Raw genomic sequence first — 20,663 nt, forward strand, 5'->3', positions numbered from 1 at the left:
TTCCATGGCGGTGCAAATAGCAGTCATCGATGATTGGCAGGACGTAGCGCGGGACGTGGTGGACTGGTCGGTGCTCGATAGCATCGGCCAGGTGACATTTATTCATGAGTACCCTGCCGAGCGCGACACCCTCGCCGCGCGCCTGCACCGCTTCGAAGTGATCTGCGTGATGCGTGAACGCACGCCATTCGACGAAGGCCTGCTGCGCCGCCTGCCCAACCTCAAGCTGTTGCTCACTGGCGGCATGCGCAATGCCGCCCTGGACCTCAAGGCAGCCGCCGAACTGGGTATCCAGGTATGCGGCACCGAAAGCTACAAGCACGCAGCCCCCGAGCTGACCTGGGCGCTGATCATGGCCCTGACCCGCAACCTGGTGCAGGAGGCCAATGCCTTGCGCGCCGGGCTATGGCAGCAAGGCTTGGGCGGCGACCTGCATGGCAAGACCCTGGCAATCCTCGGCCTGGGCAGCATCGGCACACGGGTAGCTCAGTTCGGCCAGGTCTTCGGCATGCGGGTGATCGCCTGGAGCCAGAACCTCACCGCTGAACGGGCCGCAGAAGTGGGTGTGACCTACGTGAGTAAACAGCAACTGTTCGAACAGGCTGACATTCTCTCGGTGCATCTGGTACTCAGCGAGCGCTCCCGCGGTTTGGTGGACGCCCAGGCGCTGGGCTGGATGAAACCCCAGGCGCTATTGGTCAATACCGCACGCGGTCCAATCGTCGATGAAGCCGCCCTGATCGACGCCCTGCGCGACAAACGCCTGGCCGGTGCCGCCCTGGACGTCTTCGCCGAGGAACCCCTGCCATCCGACCACCCGTTCCGATCCCTGGAAAATCTACTGGCCACACCGCACGTGGGTTACGTCACCCGGAACAATTATCAGAAGTTCTATTCCTTGATGATCGAAGACCTGCAAGCCTGGGCGGCCGGCAAACCGATCCGCCTGTTGACCCCCACTGGCGACTGAACACGTTTTAAGTGGGAGCAAGCCTGCTCCCACAGAAACAGCGTATTTCCGGGCCAACAATGGCCACTAAAATGCCTCTATTTCACCCGCCCCCTGATGGTGCATCGCGCCATTGCATCGCGCACGCCGATGAAACACCCCCCTTCCCCATACACCCATTACGTTTCCAGAAACTGCACTTCGTCGGTGCGTATCCCGCTTTGTCGTGTAAGACATTGCCGCCAACAAAGCTGATTGTCGGACAATTCGACGAAGCGCGCCGCACCGCTCTAGGTTCTGACCTAGACTGCCAAACCGGGGAGAAAACCGACCGGTCGTCCAGACGAAAAAAAGTGGAAACTTTTCGCAACGGCGACGGGTCAGGTTAGAGGTAGGGCAACGACGGCTGGTGCAGTCCTTGCAAGTCCTTGAAGCAGCCCCTTCACCTGATTCGCTTAACCGCATTGGGCAGCGCTTTGCTTACCTTGCGTAGCGCTTGTGCGCCTGGCCGCAGGATTCGGCCAATGAAACAACAGCTCTGGCGCTTGCCGGAAACAGATCGAGAAAATGGGAGAAAGTTATGATCAGTGCTGCCTTGGAACCACAGCAAGTCCGTTCTCAACTTCCGCTGGCGACTGACTCGCCGACGGCACCGGTGCTGGCCACCGGCGGCAAGGCACTGCTCCCGGTCGTCAGGCAGAATCCCAATCGCAAGAAGGTATTGTTCGTAACCTCGGAAATTGCCGACCTGGTCAAAACCGGCGGCCTGGGCGATGTTTCTTCCGCCCTGCCCCGGGCCATGGCCGGCCTGCATGACGTGCGAGTGCTGATCCCCGGTTACCCGCAGGTGATGAACAGCGGCAACCCGATCCACATCATCGGTGAACTGGGCGGCCACGCCGCGCTGCCGCCCTGCAAGATCGGGCGGATGGACATGGCCGACGGCCTGGTGATCTACGTACTGATCTGTCCGGAACTCTTTGCCCGTGAAGGCTCACCCTACGGGGCCAACAACGGTCGCGACTGGCCCGACAACCACATTCGCTTCGCCCGGCTGGGCCTGGCCGCAGCTGATATCGCCGCCAACCTCGCCCAAATCCACTGGTGCCCCGATCTGGTCCACGCCCATGACTGGCCGGCCGGTCTGGCGCCGGCCTATATGCACTGGCGTGGGCAACGCACGCCTACCCTGTTCACCATTCACAACCTGGCATACCAGGGCGTAGTGAGCCTGGCCTCATGCCCGGAGCTGGGTATCCCGGAGCACGCGCTGCAGCAGGAAGGCATGGAGTTCTACGGCAAGTTGTCGTTTCTCAAGGCTGGCATGGCCTACTCCAGTCATATCACCACGGTCAGCGCCACCTACGCCCAGGAAATCACTACCCCGGCATTCGGTTGCGGGCTCGACGGTTTTCTTGCGGCTAAAACACAACAAGGCCTGCTCAGCGGCATTCCCAATGGCATCGACGAGAGTTGGGACGCGGCCACCGATACGCACTTGTTCCGCCAGTTCGCCATGGGTGACTGGGAAGGCAAAGCCGTGAACGCGGCTCATGTACGCGATCTGTTTGGTCTAGACGACTCCAGCGGCCCGCTGTTCGCCGTGGTTTCGCGCCTGGTGTACCAGAAAGGCCTGGACCTGACCGAAGCCGTCGCCGAGTTCATCGTCGAATCCGGGGGCCAGATCGCGATCATCGGTCGCGGCGAACCGGAGGAAGAGCAAGCCATGCGTGAACTGGCGCTGCGTTTTCCCGGACGGATCGGTGTACGCATCGGCTTCAACGAAACCGACGCGCGGCGGATGTTCGCCGGCAGCGACTTTCTGCTGATGCCTTCACGCTACGAGCCCTGCGGCTTGAGCCAGATGTACGCCCAGCGCTTCGGCTCGCTGCCGGTGGCACGCAATACCGGCGGGCTGGCGGACACCATCGAAGACGGCATCACCGGCTTCCTGTTCGATGAGTCCACCGCCGAAAGTTACAAACAGGCATTGAGCCGGGCCTTCAAGGTCTTCGAGTTCCCTGACCTGCTCAACGCGATGCGCTGCCGGGCTATGTCAGCGCCATTCAACTGGTGCAAGGCCGTGGAACCCTACGCCGAACTCTATGAACAGCTAGTGGCCAAGTCACTGGGTAAATCGGCCAGACAATGAGGTAACAATGCCGTCAAGGACGCCTGAAACCTGGACCCATGGCGCGGTCATGCTCGATGCCGAGCACACCCGCTTCGCCCTCTGGGCCCCGGATGCTTTTTTTGTGAGTGTCGAGCTCGACACTGGAGATTCAATACCGCTACTGCCCCAGGCCGATGGCTGGTTCATGATCCAGACCCGTTGCCCCGCCGGCACTCGTTATCGCTACAACATCGACGGCGAACTGGAGGTTCCCGACCCGGCGTCCCGCGCCCAGGCCGGTGACATTGACCGCCACAGCGTGGTGGTCGACCCTCATGCTTACCGATGGCGCCATACCCAATGGTCCGGGCGCCCCTGGCATGAAGCTGTGATCTATGAGTTGCACGTCGGCGCCCTCGGTGGTTTCCAAGGCGTCGAACAGCACCTGGCGCGCCTGGCTGGATTAGGGGTAACCGCCATCGAACTGATGCCGCTGTCGCAGTTTCCCGGTGACCGTAACTGGGGCTACGACGGCGTCCTGCCCTACGCTCCCCAGGCCTCCTACGGCACGCCGGAACAGCTCAAGCACTTGATCGACAGCGCCCACGGCCACGGGCTGGCGGTGATTGTGGACGTGGTCTACAACCATTTCGGCCCCGACGGCAATTATCTGCACCGTTACGCAAAAGGTTTTTTCCGCGAAGACAAGCACACCCCCTGGGGCGCGGCAATTGACTTCCGGCGCCGCGAGGTGCGGGACTTCTTTATCGACAATGCGCTGATGTGGTTGCTGGAATACCGTTTCGACGGCCTGCGCCTGGACGCCGTACATGCGATCGAAGATCCGGATTTTCTCCAGGAACTGGCCGCCAGGGTGCGCGAACAGGTAGATCCGGTTCGGCATGTCTGGTTGACCGTGGAGAACGAACACAACCAGGCCGGCCTGCTGGAGCACGGCTATGACGCCCAGTGGAACGATGACGGGCACAACGCCCTGCACGTGCTGCTGACCGGCGAAACCGACGCCTATTATGCTGACTATGCCCAAGAGCCGACGGAACAATTGGCACGCTGCCTCAGCCAGGGCTTTGTCTTCCAGGGCCATATCAACCGCCACGGCGAGCCCCGGGGCGAACCCAGCGGACACCTGCCCCCCAGCGCCTTCGTGCTGTTTCTGCAGAATCACGACCAGATCGGCAACCGGGCTCTGGGTGAACGCCTGCACCAACTGGCCCCGCCTCAGGCCCTGCAAGCGGCGACGGTCTTGTTGCTGTTGTCGCCGATGATTCCGCTTCTGTTCATGGGCGATGAAGTAGCCGCCCGGCAACCCTTCCTGTTTTTCACCAGCCATCACGGCGAGCTGGCGGAGCTGGTTCGTGAAGGTCGGCGCAACGAGTTCAAGGCGTTCAGTGCCTTTGCCGATCCCGAAAAGCGTGAACGCATCCCGGACCCTAACGCGGCTGATACCTTCGAGGTGTCGAGGCCTGAGCTGGAGGCGCAGCACGCTGAGCAACTAGCCAGTGAAACACTCTATCGACAACTGCTGAAAATCCGCCGTGAAGCGATCGTCCCGCGCTTGCCCGGAGCCCAGGCCTTGGACGCCGAAGTGCTGGGCCATGGCGCAGTCAGCGCACGCTGGCGCATGGGCGACGGCAGCGTGTTGCGCATTGACCTGAACCTCAGCGATCAGCCGGTCAAGCATACCGCTCAAGAAGAGGCCGAGATTCTTTTCGAACATCCGCAGCACGCCATGGGTCTGTTGCAGCAAGGGGCCCTGGCGCCCTACAGCGCGCTGGTCAGTCTGACGCACGCGGCAAACTTGCCCAACATCACTGGAGAGCGCCTATGAGCGATGCGCAACTGGAAATTCTCGCCGGCCGAGCGGGCCTGGCGGTGGACTGGATCGACGCCAACGGCCGGGCGCAGAAAGTCTCGCCCGCCGTCTTGCGTTCAGTCCTCATCGGTCTGGGCCATCCAGCCGGGACCGCCCAGGAAATCGACGCCAGTCTGCTGCAATTGCAGCAGGACCAACAGAATCATCAATTGCCACCGCTGATCACCGCCGATGTCGGCGCCAGCGTGGATCTGAGCCGCTACTTCGAAGCCGCCACGCCCTGCGAAATCCAGCTCGAGGATGGTGCCACACTGAACCTGAAACTCGACGCCGACGCCAGGTTGCCGGGGATGGTCCCGGTGGGTTACCAGCACGTCAGCATCCAGGACCAGCATTTCACCCTGGCGGTCGCGCCAGCACATTGCTATAGCGTGGCCGATGCGGTGGATAATCCGACGCCCCGCGCCTGGGGCCTGAGCGCGCAGTTATATGCGCTGCGCCGCCCCGGCGACGGAGGTTTCGGTGACACCCAGGCCCTGGAGGAGTTGGTACGGGTCGCCGGCGAGCGCGGTGCCGACGCCCTGGCGATCAGCCCGATGCACGCGATGTTCAGCAGCGACACCGGCCGTTACAGCCCCTATTCACCGTCCAGCCGGCTCTTCCTCAACAGTCTCTATGCCGCGCCGGGCACCGTTCTCGGCGAACGCGCGCTGCGCGCGGCCATTGACGCCACTGGTTTGACCAACCAACTGCGCAATCTGGAAGAACAACCGCTGGTGGATTGGCCCGTGGCGGCCCAGGCCAAGCAGAAAGTCCTGCGCGCCCTGTACGACGGCTTCAGCCAGGGCGAGCATCCATTGCATGAGGATTTCAGCAGTTTCCGCCACAGCAGCGGCGAACCCCTGGAGAATCATTGCCGCTTCGAAGCCCTGCAGGCCGAACGTGCGGCTCGGGGAGAGAGCCTGGACTGGCGCCATTGGCCCGAAGAATGGCGCAACCCGCGTAGTTCGACGCTGGCGCATTTTGCCGAGGAGAACGCCGACGAAATCGGCTTCTACGCGTTTTGCCAGTGGCTGATTACCCGGTGCCTGGAGCGCGTCCAGAGCGCGGCTAAATCCAGCGGCATGGGCATTGGCCTGATCGCTGACCTGGCAGTAGGCGCCGATGGTGGAGGCAGCCAGGCCTGGAGTCGGCAGGATGAACTGCTCGCCTCGTTGACCGTGGGCGCACCGCCGGACATCCTCAACCGCTCCGGCCAAGGCTGGGGCATCTCGGCATTCTCGCCAGAGGGGTTGGTACGCAATGGTTTTCGCGCGTTCATTGAGATGCTACGGGCCAACTTCGCCCACGCCGGCGGCTTGCGCATCGATCATGTGATGGGCTTGCAGCGCCTGTGGGTGATCCCCAACGACGCCCCGCCCAGCGATGGCGCCTACCTTTATTATCCGGTGGACGACCTGCTGCGTCTGCTGGCCCTTGAATCCCATCGCCATCAAGCCATCGTCCTGGGCGAAGACCTCGGCACCGTGCCCGAGGGGCTTCGCGAGAAGCTCAGCGCCCGGTCGATCCTGGGCATGCGCGTGCTGTTGTTCGAACAGGACAACACCCACTTCAAACCCATCCTCGACTGGCCGGACAATGCCCTGGCCACGACCAGTACCCATGACTTGCCGACCCTCAATGGCTGGTGGCACGGTCATGATATCGACTGGAACGCCCGGTTGGACCTGATCGACTCCCACACCGAGATGGACTGGCGCAAACACCGCGAGCGTGAACGCGAAGGCCTGAGCAATGTGTTGAATCAGGACCCGCAGAACTTTCGTGAAGAACACCTGGATACCGACGAGATCCTCGACGCCAGTGTGCGTTTTCTCGGCCATACCCGTGCGCCGCTGGTGTTGCTGCCGCTCGAAGACGCCCTGGGCATCGACGAGCAGGCCAATCTGCCTGGCACCACCGATACCCACCCCAACTGGCGGCGTCGCCTGGCGTGTGACAGCCAGGTGCTGCTGGATGACCCGGGCGCCGCCCGGCGTCTGGAAATCCTCGCCTGTGCAAGGCTTCAGGCGAACGAGCGTGACCGATGAATCAGACGTTGATCCAACCATTGCGGGCGACCCTTCGCCTGCAATTTCATAAAGGCTTCACCTTGGACGATGCCATCCCCCAGGTGCCGTACTTCGCATCGTTGGGCATCAGCCATATTTACGCCTCGCCACTGCTCAAAGCCCGCGCCGGCTCCATGCATGGCTACGATGTGGTCGATCCGACCCAGGTGAACCCGGAACTGGGCGGCGAAGCGGCGCTTCGACGCCTGGTCGCCAGCCTGCGTGAGCACCGGATGGGGTTGATTCTCGATGTCGTGTCCAACCACATGGCCGTCGGCGGCAATGACAATCCCTGGTGGCAGGACCTGCTGGAATGGGGACGTTTGAGCCCCTTCGGCGAGTTTTTCGATATCCAGTGGCATTCTCCCGACCCCTTGATGGAGGGCCAACTGTTGCTGCCGTTTTTAGGCAGCGACTACGGAGTGGCCTTGCAGGAAGGCACCCTGAAGTTACGCTTCGATGCCACACAAGGCAGCTTCCTGGCCGAGCATTACGAGCATCACTTCCCTATCTGCCCCATGCAGTACGGCGAATTACTCAAACCTGCCGAAACGCTGCCATCCGAACAGGCCGAATCCCTCAAGGCGTTGGCCGAGCGTTTTACCACGCTGAACTACCAGACCGACGCCCATACCCTGGCCCGACCGCTGCAGCAGCAATTGCAAGAGCTGGCCAGCCAGCCAGGTATCCAGGCCACCATCGAAGAGAACTTGCGCGCCTACGACTCCCGGCAACCCGAGGGGTTCGAGCGTCTGCATCAATTGCTGGAGCGCCAGAGCTACCGGCTCGCCAGTTGGCGCACGGCGGCGGACGACATCAACTGGCGGCGCTTTTTCGACGTCAATGAGCTGGGTGGCCTGCGGGTCGAGCGCCCCGCGGTGTTCGAAGCCACCCACGCCAAAATTTTCGAATTGATATCCGAAGGATTGGTGGACGGCTTGCGGATCGACCACATCGACGGTCTTGCCGATCCTCGCGGCTACTGCCGCAAATTGCGCAGGCGTCTTGATTCGCTCTCGCCCTCGCGGCACCTGCCCATTTTCATTGAGAAAATCCTCGGCGATGGCGAGAGCCTGCGTCGGGACTGGAACATCGACGGCAGTACCGGTTACGAGTTCATGAACCAGATCTCGTTGCTGCAGCATGACCCGGCCGGTGCCGAACCCCTTGCCGAGTTCTGGAGTCGCCACAGCGAGCGACCGGCGCACTTCATCGAAGAAGCGCGTCTGGCCCGTCAACAGATTCTCAATGGTTCCCTGGCCGGAGACTTCGAAAGCGTCGCCCAGGCCCTGTTGCAAGTCGCGCGGGACGACGTGATGACCCGTGACCTGACCCTCGGCGCCATTCGCCGCGCGTTGCAGGAACTGATCGTGCACTTCCCGGTGTACCGCACCTACATCAACCCGCTCGGCCGCTCCAACGAAGACGATGTGTTTTTTCGTCAGGCCCTGGAAGACGCCCGACAGACCCTCAGCGAAGCCGACTGGCCGGTGCTCGACTACCTGGCCGACTGGCTCGGCGGGATGCCCTGGCGGGATCGCCCACGGGGTGGTCAGCGCAAACGGCTGCGCCATGCTTGCGTGCGCTTCCAGCAACTGACCTCGCCAGCCGCCGCCAAGGCCGTGGAAGACACGGCGCTTTATCGTTCGGCAGTACTGCTGTCGCGCAATGACGTGGGCTACAACACCGAACGGTTCAGCGCCCCGCCGCAAGCGTTTCATGACGCCTGCCTCGAACGGCTGGAGCATTTCCCTGACAACCTGATGACCACCGCCACCCATGACCATAAGCGCGGCGAAGACACCAGGGCGCGGCTGGCGGTCATCAGCGAACGAGCTGATTGGTACATGGCGTGCGTGGACCAGTGGCGCATTCTTGCGCCATCGCTGCACAGCGACCCCGCCGCTCCTTCAGCCGGTGATGAACTAATTCTGTACCAGGCGCTACTGGGAAGTTGGCCGCTAGACCTGGATGTGCACGACCACACGGCACTGGCCGACTACAACGAGCGCATGTGGCAATGGCAACGCAAGGCTTTGCGCGAAGCCAAGTTGCAAAGCAGTTGGTCGGCCGTCAACGACGCTTATGAGCAGGCGACCCAACTGTTCCTGGAGCGGCTGTTGCTCGGTGATGAGGGGCTGCCTCTGCGCAACGCCCTCGCCGAAGCGGTCCAGGTCATCGCCCCGGCGGGCGCCCTCAACAGTTTGGCGCAAACCTTGCTGCGCATGACTGTGCCTGGTGTACCGGACCTGTACCAGGGTAATGAGTTCTGGGATTTCAGCCTGGTGGATCCGGACAACCGCCGCCCGGTGGATTTCCTGGCGCGCCGCGAGGCAATGCAAACACCAGGCACCCCAGCGCAACTGGTAAGCACTTGGCGCGATGGCAGGGTCAAGCAAGCGTTGATCGCCAGGACACTGGCCGTACGCACCGAACACTTGCAGCTGTTCCAGCAAGGCCGCTATCAGCCATTGCAAGTGGTTGGCGCGCAGGCCGAACGGGTCCTGGCCTTTATGCGTGAGCATGAGCAACAACGGGCAATCATAGTGGTACCGATCCATGCAGCTCGCCTGCTGGAAAACGGTGCCGTGCCGCTGGTGGCTGCATCGGACTGGGGCGACACCCGCGTATCACTACCGTTTGCCCGTGGGGATGAAAAACTGAAGGGACTTTTTTCCAGCGCGGCAGTCACACCCCAAAGGGAGCTGATGGTCAGCGACGCGCTGGGGGATTTCCCGGTCAATGTCTTTATCCAATCTTGAGTTCAGTCAGGAGCACTGCGATGAGTACCGACGATAAACGCATTCGTGAATTCGCCTATCAGATCTGGGAATCCGAGGGTAAGCCTGCCGGGCAGGAAAAACGCCACTGGGAGATGGCTCGCAAACTTGCCGAGGCCGAAGCCCTGGCACCGAGCAAACCCGCCAAGGCCGCCGGTAAACCAGCGGCGAGCAAGCCTGCCGCGACCAAGAGCACCGCAGCCAAGCCTGCCACGAAAAGCACTACGCCCAAGGCCAAGCCTGCAGCCAAACCTGCCGCTGTCAGCACCGCGGCGGAAAAACCTGTGGAGAAAAAGCCACGAGCGCCGCGCAAGCCGCCGGCTAACTGATCCATACCTGACATCCGCCTCAAGGGCATGCGCCCCCGTGCTGACAAGGGCGCGTGCTGACGCCACACCAGGCCGACGCCTGGATGCGCGGTGTCCATCAATGGTGCCGCTAGGCGGCACAGCGGGAGCAAGCTGCCTCGCCACAGTGAAAAGAATAGATTTTAAGTGAACAGCATTGCCGTATCTGTCTGTCTTTTGCAGGAGCAACTATGACCCATCCAAAAAACACTACGCCGCCGCCCGTTATCGAGGCTTCGCGGATTCGTGAAGGGCTGCCTTTCCCGCTGGGTGCGACGTGGGATGGCCTGGGGGTCAATTTCGCGCTGTTCTCAGCGAACGCCACCAAGGTTGAACTGTGCATTTTCGATGATACCGGCGAAGTCGAGCTCGAGCGTATCGAGCTGCCGGAGTACACCGACGAGATTTACCACGGCTATCTGCCTGACGCCCATCCGGGGATGATCTATGGCTACCGGGTCTATGGCGCTTACGACCCGGAGAATGGCCACCGCTTCAACCCCAACAAACTGCTGATCGACCCCTACGCCAAGCAATTGGTCGGCGAGCTGAAGTGGTCCGAGGCACTGTTTGGCTACACCATCGGCCACCCGGACGGCGACCTGAGTTTCGATGAACGCGACAGCGCGCCCTTCGTACCCAAATGCAAAGTCATCGACCCGGCCCACACCTGGGGCAACGACCAGCGTGTCAGTGTGCCGTGGGACAAGACCATCCTGTATGAAACCCATGTTCGCGGTATCAGCATGCGTCACCCCTCGGTACCGGAAAACCTGCGAGGCACCTTCGCCGGATTGATGGTGGACGATGTGCTCGAGCACATCCGCAAGCTGGGTGTTTCATCGGTGGAGCTGCTGCCCGTCCACGCGTTCGTCAATGACCAGCACCTGCTGCACAAGGGCATGACCAACTACTGGGGCTACAACAGCATTGCCTTCTTCGCCCCGGACCCGCGTTACCTGGCCAGCGGCAAAATCGCCGAATTCAAGGAGATGGTTGCGCACCTGCACGAGGCCAACCTGGAAGTCATCCTCGACGTGGTCTACAACCACACCGCTGAAGGCAACGAGCAAGGCCCTACCCTGTCCATGCGCGGCATCGACAATGCCTCGTACTACCGGCTGATGCCGGATGACAAACGCTACTACATCAACGATTCCGGCACCGGCAACACCCTGGACCTGAGTCACCCGTGCGTGCTGCAGATGGTCACCGACTCCCTGCGCTACTGGGCCACGGAAATGCACGTCGACGGCTTCCGTTTCGACCTGGCGACTATTCTGGGTCGATACCACGATGGCTTCGACGAGCGCCACAGTTTCCTCGTCGCCTGTCGCCAGGACCCAGTGTTGCGCCAGGTGAAAATGATCGCCGAGCCGTGGGATTGCGGCCCTGGTGGTTATCAGGTGGGTGGGTTCCCGCCAGGCTGGGTGGAGTGGAACGACAAATTCCGCGACACGGTGCGCGCATTCTGGAAAGGCGACGACGGCCAACTCGCCGACTTTGCCAGCCGCATGACGGCCTCCGGCGAGATGTTCAACCAGCGCGGTCGTCGTCCATACGCCTCGGTGAACTTCGTAACCGCCCATGACGGTTTTACCCTGCACGACCTAGTGTCGTACAACGACAAACACAATGAAGCCAACGACGAAAACAATCAGGACGGCAGCAACAACAACCTGTCCTGGAACCATGGCGTCGAAGGCCCGACAGACGATCCTGAGATCAATGAACTGCGTCAGCGGCAGATGCGCAACTTCTTTGCGACCTTGCTGCTGGCCCAGGGCACGCCGATGATCGTCGCTGGCGATGAGTTCGCTCGGACCCAGCACGGCAACAACAATGCCTATTGCCAGGACAGCGAAATCGGCTGGGTCAATTGGGACCTCAGTGAGGATGGCGAGGCGCTGCTCAAGTTCGTCAAGCGCCTGATCAAACTGCGCCTGACCTACCCGATCCTGCGGCGCGGGCGGTTCCTGGTGGGCAATTACAACGAAGACCTGGGCGTCAAGGATGTCACCTGGCTGGCCCCCGATGGCAGCGAGATGACCACCGAGCAATGGCACGACGGCCACGGTCGGTGCCTGGGCATGCTGATGGACGGGCGCGCCCAGGAAACCGGTATTCGTCGCAAGGGTGGCAACGCGACCCTGCTTCTGGTGGTCAATGCCCATCACGACATCGTCAACTTCCGCCTGCCGGAAGTGCCCGAAGGCAGTTTCTGGACATGCATGGTCGACACTAACCAGCCGAAGGTGCGTGGCCAGGAGCGTTTCGATTTTGACTACGAATACTCCGTCACCGGCCGCTCGCTGTTGTTGTTCGAGTTGCAACGTGAGGAGGAGGAATAAACCTTCGATAAACGGGTGAAAAAACACAACCGCAGGGACGCGGTTTGTTCACCCGCTCAAGTCCCCGCGCAGAAAAACAGCATTCGCAACAACATGGGGCGCGACGAATCGCCCAACATGATCAATACTTGGCGAGCGGTAGATTCCAGGATCGGAACATCGCCGCTCGCAGTCAGGCCCTGGTGGGCACCACCGGGCAATCGGTCCGGTGCATGGCTGAAAGATTGAATACAAACAGGGACGTCTCTCATGAAACTCGCTTCTCGCTTGCCAGGTCGACAGCATCCGCAAATATGGAACAGCGCCCCCCAGCTGGCCGACATTCCCATCATCAGTACCCAGACCCTCATTCCCGCTGGCGCACGCGCCGTCATCCTTGCTCCGCATCCGGGTGATGAGGTCGGTGCCTGTGGCGGTCTGCTCCAGTTGCTGAGCAATCTGGGTCATCCCATCTTGCTGATCTCGGTCACCGACGGCAGCATCAGCCATCCCGGCTCACCACTGTGGACCGATGAGCGCCAGCATGCCTACCGCCCCCATCCCCAGGAAAGCGTGGACGCCCTGCATCGCCTGGGGGTACCGGCCCGTGGCATGCAGTGGGTGCGCGGTGGTTTCCCGGAAAAAACCCTCGCCGACCATGAGGCTCAACTGAGCGCTTTCATCGCTCGGTACTTGAAGCCGGGCGACGTTGTGTTCAGTACCTGGCGCAAGGATGGTGACAGCGACCATGATGCCGTTGGCCGCGCCGGGGCCCTGGCCGCCGAAAGCATCGAGGCAGTGTTCATTGAGCTGCCGGTGTGGGCCTGGCACTGGCCGGTCCGTGAGCAAAACAAGATCCCTTGGCACCGGGCCCGCAAGCTGCGCCTGGATATCTGGACCACCGCCCGCAAACGGCACGCCATGCATGCCTACGCCAGCCAGCTCAACGGCGAGCCCGCCAGCGGCATCGCACCGTTGGTGCCACGGGTCATTCTTGATCGCATGGGGTTGCCCTATGAAATTGTGTTCATCTGACCACCGCCAATCCAGTGTGAGGGATGTCACAAAAGCGATGCCCCCTACCCTGTGGGAGCGAGCCTGCTCACGATAACGGTGGCTCAGCGGGTGACGTGATTGACCTGGCAACGGGGAAAAATCCGGAACTGCGGCAGCCACCATAAGTCGCATGAACAGGTACGTCTGATTCAGGAGTGAACGTGACTGGCGATCCCAACCGGCAAGCCGCCGAATCAACGCCTTTGGACACGCCCGCAGCGGTCCATCGGCTACGGGTTCTGACGGTCAATACCCACAAGGGTTTTACCGCCCTCAACCGTCGTTTCATCCTGCCCGAGCTGCGTGAAGCGGTACGCAGCACCGGTGCCGACCTGGTGTTCCTGCAGGAAGTGCTGGGGGAACACGACCGCCACGCTTCGCGCTACGAGAACTGGCCGCCAATGTCCCAGTACGAGTTCCTCGCCGACAGCATGTGGAGCGATTTTGCCTACGGTCGTAACGCGGTGTATCCCGATGGCCATCATGGCAATGCCTTGCTGTCCAAATACCCGATCCGCGAGTTTCGTAACCTCGACGTTTCCATCACCGGTCCCGAGCGGCGCGGACTGCTGCATTGCGTGCTGGACGTACCCGGTCATGCCGAGGTCCACGGAATCTGCGTGCACCTGAGCCTTCTGGAAAGCCATCGCCAGTTGCAGCTCAAATTGCTCTGCCAATTGCTGGATTCGTTGCCCGAAGACGCCCCGGTGATCATCGCCGGTGATTTCAACGATTGGCAGTTGCGCGGCAATACCGCCCTCGCTCGTCGCCAATACCTGCACGAAGCCTTCGAGCACCACCACGGTCGTCCGGCGAGGACCTACCCGGCGCGTTTCCCCCTGCTGCGTCTGGACCGCATTTACCTGCGCAACGCCACCAGCCATGCCCCGCAAATCCTGGGCAGCAAACCCTGGACACACCTGAGCGATCACCTGCCGCTTTGCGTGGAAGTGCATTTGTGAGGCCAAACACTGCGCGACACCCGGCGTACGAATCAAATGGTGAGTCGATGAACCAGAGGGGTTGAAACGGTTGATTGACGTCAATTCACCGATCTAGATAACCGAAAAAAATCAGTTATTTATTGGCGCTGATTTCAGTTTGCCATTCATCGTTCATTTTCTTGACGCGACGGCACCGGTCTTCTTGACTACAACGTACTACCCCCGGAAATACAGTCAGGGGCAAGCCTCGGAACCCCGCTACAGCGGACGGCCCGAGGTTTGCCTCAATCCATTCGGTCGCCCCTCGTTCGGGGTAGGAGAGACGCCATAAGCGAGAAACGCATGCGATTGCAAGGCAGGCCCCCATGAAAACTTCCCTCCGTCCACAAGAGATCACTACCACTTTCTACACAATCTCGACTTCGTTGTTACTGTGTTCGTCCATGGAGGTATGGGCCTGGCCCGCCGAGCAGACGTCGCAACCCTGGTATGACCGAACACAGTCCGACAGCCAGGGCGCCGCCTCCACTGACACTGACCCCACCTCCAGCAAGAGTCCCGCCCTCTTCACCTTGCGAAACGACAGCGGCCATACCCAACGCGTGGGCCTGATCAGTGGACAGAACCAGGTCATCACCCGCGTCAATGGCACGCTGGTGACTCCGGCCATGGCCGAGCCCGGCAAAGAAGCACTGAACCTGCAAGGCACCCATCTGGGCGCGTACTGGAGCCTGACCGGTCCGGCAGGCTGGCATGTGGATCTGAGTGCCAGCGGCGGGCGCGTCAACGGTTACAGCCGCACCGAGCAAGGCCAGCGTCAGGCCGCTGAAGGCAATGCCGTCACGTTGTCGGTCGAAGGCGGTTTTCCCATCGGTATCAGCGACCATTGGGTGGTTGAACCCCAGGCGCAACTGATCAACCAGCGCATCACCCTTGACAACCCCAATGCCGAGAACGGCTCCGGCAACGAACTGAGCACCTGGAGCGGGCGCGTCGGGGCACGCCTCAAAGGGACGTATCAGGTCAACGGCCTGGGCGTGGAACCCTACGTGCGCACCAACCTTTGGCACACGGTCCAGAGTGCCGACACCTTGACCCTGGACAAAGTCGACAAGATCAGCAGCAGCCGCAAATCTTCCACCGTCGAGGTAGGGCTGGGGTTGGTGGCGCGGGTTACACCGGTGGTGAGCCTCTACATCAGCGCTGACTACAGCAGCGACGTCGACGACAACGACCTCAACGGGCTGATCGGCAGCCTGGGGGTACGGATGCGTTGGTAAACCAGCGCTTCAGGGCGGGTCGCAGCCATGTGTTGGCGACTCGCCATGCCAACCGACAATGAGTCCAGCCTGCCCGCCTCCACACCTGCCTGACGCCGATAAAATCCTGTCCCTCGCCCCCCGGCACTTAAAACGCACCGCCATTTGGGCGTATAACCCTAAAAGCGATTTACGCCTGAAAGCCGTCAGCCCATGGCTCATTTCATTGATGGAGTAACGACATGACCCAAGCCAACCTCTTCGCCAACCTGTTTCCCAGCGCTGCCGATATTCCGCAGGCCTACCGCCTCGAGGGACAGATCGAGCAGCGCGAATACCTGATCGATGGCGTGCTGCAAACCTGGCAAGGGCCGCTGGCAGTTGTTCGCAGCCCGGTGTACCTGGCAGGCCCGCAGGGGGACGAACAAGTGATACTGGGCAGCACGCCGCTGCTGGATGCACAGACCGCGCTCACCGCCCTGGACGCGGCCGTCCGCGCGTATGACCGCGGCCAGGGCCAGTGGCCAACGATGCGCGTTGCAGAACGCATCCGCCATGTGGAGGCGTTCCTGGCGCGCATGCGCGAACAACGCGAGGCGGTGGTCAAGTTGCTGATGTGGGAAATCGGCAAGAACCTCAAGGACTCCCAAAAAGAATTCGACCGCACCTGCGATTACATCGTTGACACCATCAACGCCCTCAAGGAACTGGACCGCCGCTCCAGCCGTTTCGAGCTGGAACAGGATACGCTCGGGCAGATCCGCCGCGTGCCGCTGGGCGTGGCCTTGTGCATGGGCCCCTACAACTATCCGCTGAACGAAACCTTCACCACGTTGATTCCGGCATTGATCATGGGCAATACCGTGGTGTTCAAGCCGGCCAAGCTCGGCGTACTGCTGGTGCGGCCGCTGCTGGAAGCATTTCGCGACAGCTTCCCGGCCGGTGTGATCAATGTGATCTACGGCAGTGGCCGGGAAACCGTCAGCGCGCTGATGGCCAGCGGCAAGATCGACATCTTTGCCTTCATCGGCACCAACAAGGCTGCAAGCGATCTGAAAAAACTCCATCCGCGCCCGCACCGTTTGCGTGCCGCCCTGGGCCTGGACGCAAAGAACCCGGGCCTGGTGCTGCCGGATGTGGATCTGGACAACGCCGTCAGCGAGGCGCTGACCGGCTCGCTGTCTTTCAATGGCCAGCGCTGCACCGCATTGAAGATCCTGTTTGTCCACGAAGACCTGGCACCGGCATTCATCGAGAAGTTCAACGCCGGGCTGGCTGCCCTGAAACCTGGCATGCCGTGGGAAGATGGCGTGGCACTGACACCGCTGCCCGAAGCGGGCAAGGTCGATTATCTGCAGGCGCTGGTGGCCGATGCCGCCGCCAAAGGTGCGCAGGTGACGAATGAACACGGTGGCGAATCCCGCGGTTCGTTCTTCTATCCGGCCGTGCTCTATCCGGTGAACACTGCAATGCGGGTCTACCACGAAGAACAGTTCGGCCCGGTCGTCCCCATCGTGCCGTACCGCGACCTCAATACCGTGGTCGATTACGTGCTCGAGTCCGATTTCGGCCAACAGTTGAGCATCTTCGGCAACAACCCGGCCGAAGTCGGCAAACTGGTGGACATCTTCGCCAACCAGGTCGGACGCATCAACATCAACGCCCAATGTCAGCGTGGCCCGGACACGTTCCCATTCAACGGCCGGAAAAACTCGGCCGAGGGCACGTTGTCGGTCCACGATGCGCTGCGCACCTTTTCGATCCGCACGTTGGTGGCGACCAAGTTCCAGGACAGCAACAAGGCGCTGATCAGCGACATCATCCGCGGGCGGGACTCTAACTTCCTAACCACCGACTACATCTTCTGACCCGCGCCGAACGATGGGTTATGGCAGGGCTGGACGGCGCACCTTGATGCCCCAGCCCTGCTGCATGCCGGCTGCCGCCAGCAGGATCGCTACCACACCCAGCCACTGCAGCAACTCGAGGCGATGACCGAAGGCGAACCAGTCGACGAAAATCGCCGCGATCGGATAGATGAACGACAACGCGCCGGTCACTGCGGTGGGTAGCCGTTGAATCGCGCTGTATAACAACACGTACATCACGCCGGTATGAACCATGCCCAGGGTTACCAGGCTAGCCCAGGCCTCGGGCTGCTGCGGCAACGCTGAAAAGTTCGCCCAGGGTGCCAACAGCAACACACCGGTGCTGACCTGAATCAGCGCGATCAAGTGCGGCGGTGTCCCGGTCAGATGCTTGATGATCAACGCCGCAATGGCGTACAGCAAGGCAGCGCCCAACGCCAGGGCGATACCCGTCAGATAGTCGCCGCCACCCTGCCCTTGCTCACCGTGGGCGCTGACGATGGCCAACATGCCGAGAAACGACACCGCCAGCCAGAACAGCTTTTGGGCGGTGATTTTTTCCCCCAGCAACAACGCCGCCAATCCCACCAGCATGAACGGCTGAACGTTGTACACCGCCGTACCGATGGCAATCGACGCGCGGGAGTACGAAGCAAACAGCAGCACCCAGTTGCCCACGATCGCCACGCCACTGAGCACCGCCAGCAAGAAGGTGGTACGCGTCAGGAGACCCGGACGCAAGAATCCGAAACCGGCGCAAATCAGCAGCAAGGTCGCAGCACCGAACACGCAGCGCCAGAACACCACGTCCAGCACCGGCACACCGGAAACCAGCACGAACCAGCCGATGGTTCCGGAAATCAACATGGCGGCGGTCATTTCCAGCGAACCGCGACGTAAGGTCTTGTCCATCTTCAGGCTCCTTCAGCAAGTGGGCACAGTATGCCGAGCCAAAGGGGCGCTCCTCCATGGCACGAGAAAGGCTAAACTGGCTTTCGACCTTTTTTATCAAGGCAACTTCGAGCATTGGCCTAACGGAGTGAAAAATGACTGACGACATCGACCAGATCCTCATCAGCGCGCTGATGGAAGACTCCAGGCGTTCCCTCAAGGCCCTGGCAAACGTGAGCGGCCTGTCTTCCCCCAGCGTCGCCGAGCGCCTTCGAAGGCTCGAAGAGCGTGGCGTGCTCAGGGCGTACACCGTTGAAGTGGACCCCAAGTGCTTCGGCTACCAGCTCCAGGCGATTGTGCGTATTCGCCCGTTACCGGGGCAGTTGCAGGAAGTGGAACGGCAGATCCAGGCCATCGCTGAATTTACCGAATGTGACAAGGTCACCGGCGATGACTGCTTCATCGCTCGGCTGCATGTGCGTTCGATGGAGCAACTGGACACGTTGCTGGACAAGCTCAATGTTCTGGCAGAAACCAACACCGCCATCGTCAAGAAGACTCCGGTCAAGCGGCGACTGCCACCCATGGCATGAACCTGACCCGGCCTCGGTGTCATCCGAGGCCGGGATTTATGTTACTCGAGGTCTTCCAGCTCAGGACTGCGCTGCACTTTTTGCACCTCATCCTGAGGCGCATTGCTTGCTTTCATCAATTTTAGCGGCACGATTTTTTCACAAGCATTCTTGCCATCGGCATAGACGCCACTGTGGTTACATTTCCAGTCATAGAAGTTGGCCAAGGCCGCGGACAATTGCAGGCTGTAGTCCGTGCTTTGGGTGCCCGGCGTAAAGGGTTGGCCGGCGGGGATGTTCTGGAACCATTTCATCCACTCTTCAGTACCCGGCACTGGTGGGTTGGCCTGGAAAGTCGGGTTCATGATCGCCAGCTGCTGGTATTCAGCGGTCATGTGACAGCTCAGGCATGAAGCCTGCGGGTTGTCCACCGGCCCATTGAGGCGTCCGTTCCAACCCAGGTGGGTCGGCGGCAGTTCTTTGGTATTGGCATTGATTGCGGTCTGCTTCAACGCAGGGTTGATTTTGGTTTCTGTCGGGGTCGGATTGGTGAACTCGCTGCTGGTCACTTCAGGGTCGTTACCCCACATGATTCCGACAGGCACCAGGTTTTCCCAGTCGCCTTTGCTTTTATCGATGCCATTGTACTGAAAGGTCCCGAAGAGCCATCCGGTCTCGCTGACACGCGAGTCACGCACGGCAATGTCCATCTGGATCAATGCGACTTTTTTCACGACGCGATCAGTGGATGTAAACGTGACGGCGGTGTAGGCATCCAGCAGCAAGGGATTGGCCAACGACGGCACCGAATTGACATCGATGTCGGCATACAACGCCTTACACACCACGGTGCCGTTGGGGAAGCTCTTGGGCTTTGAAGTGAAGCTCGGGTCAGGGTTCTGCGGATCTTTCCAGACCTGGCCGATGGTAAAGGCACCGATATCGTTATAGATCCCCACCGCATAAGTCTGACCGGACTCCAACTGTGTGTGAGCGAGCTGTTTAGGCTGAATCGGCGCCTCTCGAGTCAGCCCGTGGATGCCTTCACGCCCGCTCGGCCCGTAATGCTGCCAGGGCATGTGGTACCACTGGCGGACGGTGTTTTTCTGCACATTCCAGTTGGTCTCGGCGTTGCCCTCCAGACAGTATTGCTTGACGCCCTCCATATAGGCTCGCCAGGTTTCAAAATCATTGCTGCGTGTTGTTGGCAGAATCTTGAAGAACGCTGGCATCGACGCGGCGCCAGGGGCAGTGGTGGGATAGTTCTGGCTGAGCTGGAACGCAGGGCCGGAATATTCACTCTTGGGAGGGGCGAAGCCGAAATCAGGGAAGGTGCCGGCATTGGCCATGGACGACCCGCCGGCCAAGGTCATGAGTACAAGGATCTTTGCGTGGGACTTAATCATCGGTATCTCCTTATAGGGGCAACGCCTGCCAAATCATCGATCTCCTGATTGATGCGCAGGGCTTCCTTTGTTATTGGGCCAGGGCGCGTTGCCCCCGCCGGCTCACGGTTAACGCTCAGTGACGTGCGTACACCTCCTTGGCGCCTGAAAAACGGGCGCAATCAGACCTGGCTCGGATAGCCGAATGCGAACGATATTGGGGG

Annotated in this window: 14 protein-coding genes; 12 read left to right on the forward strand and 2 right to left on the reverse strand. The window is 60.9% G+C overall.

The genetic code is table 11. The features are described from left to right. Window positions 1-4: 4 nt before the first annotated feature. From HQ912_RS15725 to HQ912_RS15775, 11 genes are all read left to right on the forward strand, one after another. Window positions 5-970: a D-2-hydroxyacid dehydrogenase family protein gene (locus HQ912_RS15725; protein ID WP_107322524.1), complete on the forward strand. Its 966-nt coding sequence runs from the start codon at window positions 5-7 to the stop codon at window positions 968-970. A gap of 559 nt (window positions 971-1,529) precedes the next feature. Beyond that, window positions 1,530-3,101 carry a glycogen synthase GlgA gene (gene glgA, locus HQ912_RS15730; protein WP_047226572.1) on the forward strand — a complete coding sequence of 524 codons (1,572 nt, stop codon included), beginning with the start codon at window positions 1,530-1,532 and terminating at the stop codon, window positions 3,099-3,101. Window positions 3,102-3,108: 7 nt separating this feature from the next. After that, window positions 3,109-4,911 carry a malto-oligosyltrehalose trehalohydrolase gene (gene treZ / locus HQ912_RS15735; RefSeq protein WP_173407002.1) on the forward strand — a complete coding sequence of 601 codons (1,803 nt, stop codon included), beginning with the start codon at window positions 3,109-3,111 and terminating at the stop codon, window positions 4,909-4,911. After that, window positions 4,908-6,986 carry a 4-alpha-glucanotransferase gene (gene malQ / locus HQ912_RS15740; RefSeq protein ID WP_173407003.1) on the forward strand — a complete coding sequence of 693 codons (2,079 nt, stop codon included), beginning with the start codon at window positions 4,908-4,910 and terminating at the stop codon, window positions 6,984-6,986. The genes treZ and malQ overlap by 4 nt, the downstream gene beginning before the upstream one ends. Continuing rightward, window positions 6,983-9,769 carry a malto-oligosyltrehalose synthase gene (locus HQ912_RS15745; RefSeq protein ID WP_173407004.1) on the forward strand — a complete coding sequence of 929 codons (2,787 nt, stop codon included), beginning with the start codon at window positions 6,983-6,985 and terminating at the stop codon, window positions 9,767-9,769. The genes malQ and HQ912_RS15745 overlap by 4 nt, the downstream gene beginning before the upstream one ends. A 20-nt stretch (window positions 9,770-9,789) precedes the next feature. Next, window positions 9,790-10,116 (forward strand): DUF2934 domain-containing protein, encoded by a 327-nt coding sequence (locus tag HQ912_RS15750; protein ID WP_107322529.1) that lies wholly within the window; start codon window positions 9,790-9,792, stop codon window positions 10,114-10,116. A gap of 209 nt (window positions 10,117-10,325) precedes the next feature. After that, window positions 10,326-12,485, forward strand: coding sequence for a glycogen debranching protein GlgX (gene glgX / locus HQ912_RS15755; protein WP_047226577.1), 2,160 nt, complete (start codon window positions 10,326-10,328; stop codon window positions 12,483-12,485). A 249-nt stretch (window positions 12,486-12,734) separates the two neighbouring features. Next, a complete protein-coding gene (locus HQ912_RS15760; protein ID WP_047226578.1) occupies window positions 12,735-13,499 on the forward strand; it encodes a PIG-L deacetylase family protein in 765 nt (254 codons plus the stop codon). A 182-nt stretch (window positions 13,500-13,681) separates the two neighbouring features. Further along, complete coding sequence (locus HQ912_RS15765) at window positions 13,682-14,482, forward strand: endonuclease/exonuclease/phosphatase family protein (RefSeq protein WP_047226579.1); 801 nt, start codon at window positions 13,682-13,684, stop codon at window positions 14,480-14,482. Between the two features lie 347 nt (window positions 14,483-14,829). Next, window positions 14,830-15,744: an autotransporter outer membrane beta-barrel domain-containing protein gene (locus tag HQ912_RS15770; protein ID WP_160892616.1), complete on the forward strand. Its 915-nt coding sequence runs from the start codon at window positions 14,830-14,832 to the stop codon at window positions 15,742-15,744. 221 nt (window positions 15,745-15,965) lie between these two features. Next, window positions 15,966-17,591 (forward strand): NADP-dependent glyceraldehyde-3-phosphate dehydrogenase, encoded by a 1,626-nt coding sequence (locus HQ912_RS15775; RefSeq protein WP_047226581.1) that lies wholly within the window; start codon window positions 15,966-15,968, stop codon window positions 17,589-17,591. Window positions 17,592-17,609: 18 nt separating this feature from the next. Here the strand turns inward: HQ912_RS15775 and HQ912_RS15780 are convergent, their stop codons facing one another. Beyond that, entirely contained in the window at window positions 17,610-18,503 is an 894-nt protein-coding gene (locus HQ912_RS15780) for a DMT family transporter (RefSeq protein WP_173407005.1), read from the reverse strand. 134 nt (window positions 18,504-18,637) lie between these two features. Here HQ912_RS15780 and HQ912_RS15785 point away from each other — a divergent pair, with 134 nt between their 5' ends. Further along, entirely contained in the window at window positions 18,638-19,075 is a 438-nt protein-coding gene (locus HQ912_RS15785) for an Lrp/AsnC family transcriptional regulator (RefSeq protein WP_076385016.1), read from the forward strand. Window positions 19,076-19,116: 41 nt separating this feature from the next. Here HQ912_RS15785 and HQ912_RS15790 read toward each other — a convergent pair whose 3' ends face one another. Further along, entirely contained in the window at window positions 19,117-20,460 is a 1,344-nt protein-coding gene (locus HQ912_RS15790) for a hypothetical protein (RefSeq protein WP_173407006.1), read from the reverse strand. Between the last annotated feature and the right edge of the window lie 203 nt (window positions 20,461-20,663).

It is taken from the genome of Pseudomonas sp. MPDS (genome assembly GCF_013283895.1).
Classification (GTDB): Bacteria; Pseudomonadota; Gammaproteobacteria; order Pseudomonadales; family Pseudomonadaceae; genus Aquipseudomonas; species Aquipseudomonas rhizophila.

Excerpts from the sequence above, each read along its gene's own strand:
- HQ912_RS15780 (WP_173407005.1), bottom strand. The coding sequence starts at position 18,503 with ATGGACAAGACCTTACGTCGCGGTTCGCTGGAAATGACCGCCGCCATG.
- HQ912_RS15775 (WP_047226581.1), top strand. The coding sequence starts at position 15,966 with ATGACCCAAGCCAACCTCTTCGCCAACCTGTTTCCCAGCGCTGCCGAT.
- HQ912_RS15745 (WP_173407004.1), top strand. The coding sequence starts at position 6,983 with ATGAATCAGACGTTGATCCAACCATTGCGGGCGACCCTTCGCCTGCAA.
- HQ912_RS15785 (WP_076385016.1), top strand. The coding sequence starts at position 18,638 with ATGACTGACGACATCGACCAGATCCTCATCAGCGCGCTGATGGAAGAC.
- malQ (WP_173407003.1), top strand. The coding sequence starts at position 4,908 with ATGAGCGATGCGCAACTGGAAATTCTCGCCGGCCGAGCGGGCCTGGCG.
- HQ912_RS15750 (WP_107322529.1), top strand. The coding sequence starts at position 9,790 with ATGAGTACCGACGATAAACGCATTCGTGAATTCGCCTATCAGATCTGG.
- HQ912_RS15760 (WP_047226578.1), top strand. The coding sequence starts at position 12,735 with ATGAAACTCGCTTCTCGCTTGCCAGGTCGACAGCATCCGCAAATATGG.
- glgX (WP_047226577.1), top strand. The coding sequence starts at position 10,326 with ATGACCCATCCAAAAAACACTACGCCGCCGCCCGTTATCGAGGCTTCG.
- treZ (WP_173407002.1), top strand. The coding sequence starts at position 3,109 with ATGCCGTCAAGGACGCCTGAAACCTGGACCCATGGCGCGGTCATGCTC.
- HQ912_RS15770 (WP_160892616.1), top strand. The coding sequence starts at position 14,830 with ATGAAAACTTCCCTCCGTCCACAAGAGATCACTACCACTTTCTACACA.
- HQ912_RS15725 (WP_107322524.1), top strand. The coding sequence starts at position 5 with ATGGCGGTGCAAATAGCAGTCATCGATGATTGGCAGGACGTAGCGCGG.
- glgA (WP_047226572.1), top strand. The coding sequence starts at position 1,530 with ATGATCAGTGCTGCCTTGGAACCACAGCAAGTCCGTTCTCAACTTCCG.
- HQ912_RS15790 (WP_173407006.1), bottom strand. The coding sequence starts at position 20,460 with ATGATTAAGTCCCACGCAAAGATCCTTGTACTCATGACCTTGGCCGGC.